The sequence below is a fragment of the Rothia sp. HMSC058E10 genome (assembly GCF_001809415.1).
In the GTDB taxonomy this organism is placed as follows: domain Bacteria; phylum Actinomycetota; class Actinomycetes; order Actinomycetales; family Micrococcaceae; genus Rothia; species Rothia dentocariosa.
Genome location: NZ_KV797610.1, coordinates 1 through 920 on the forward strand (window position 1 = coordinate 1; position 920 = coordinate 920).

1 protein-coding gene is annotated in these 920 nt (G+C 44.9%); it reads right to left on the minus strand.

Features of this window, described 5'->3' with window-relative positions:
- Positions 1-205 precede the first annotated feature (205 nt).
- The coding region (locus tag HMPREF2609_RS01050) for a hypothetical protein (RefSeq protein WP_070534533.1) at positions 206-920 on the minus strand (715 nt) is incomplete at its 5' end.

Here is a 920-nt window from a genome sequence, read left to right on the forward strand (position 1 = left end):
CAACTTTACCGTTTTCACCAATCTTCGGTTGAGGAGCCATGAAATCCATCTCCGTATACGCGATAGGGCTCCCTCAACAGCAGTTGCGGCAGAACAGCCTCCGTAGCTTTCTTATTTGTTGACAGGCATAAAGATATAGAAAATTAGTTGTCCGTAACTTCGCTATAAGCTACGGACAACTAAACTCAAGAAGGAACATGATCGATTATTCGGGATCGTCAAATTCACTATGCACCAGGTGCACCTTGGAGGCAAGAGCAGGGTCATAAAACGGTGACTCAGGATAATACCGAGGATCAGCAACATAAATACCCGTAGTCTGCGAACTATGGGTACTAACACCAAAAAGCTCCCCATACTTATCATATAGAGGATCCGGGGCGCCGTTCGGGAAATTCCTCCGCCGCTCTTCTTCAAAATCAGACCACGGATACCGCACACCCTCACCGGCAATCATCACGTTCTCAGCACCCATCAGCTCCTCAAGCTGCGGAATATATGAGGTGGGAATACCAATGCCATACCCCACCACCACAGGATACTGCTCGTAAATATACCCACGAAGATCAGAATAGTGATAGCTCATATTTTCAAGAAGCTTGATCGCATATATTGCTGAAGACTCTGGATCTGCATCATGATGCATAGATAAAAATTCTCCAAAGTTTTTATAGTAGATAAAAAAACCTTGCCGCATAGATACTCCAGATATTTCCCCGACAAGATTTTCATACCATATCGGACTGATATATTCGTTATCACCAACGCTAAAATTAAGTGCCCGTAGAAGCCTCCTGCCAAAATCTACTATATCTTCCACACCAGCACAATCCACTTCAGCGATATACCACCCCTGCTGCTGCAAACGAGGCTTCATAATTTTCTCCCAGTACCCACTCTCGTAAGTGAACACCGGAACA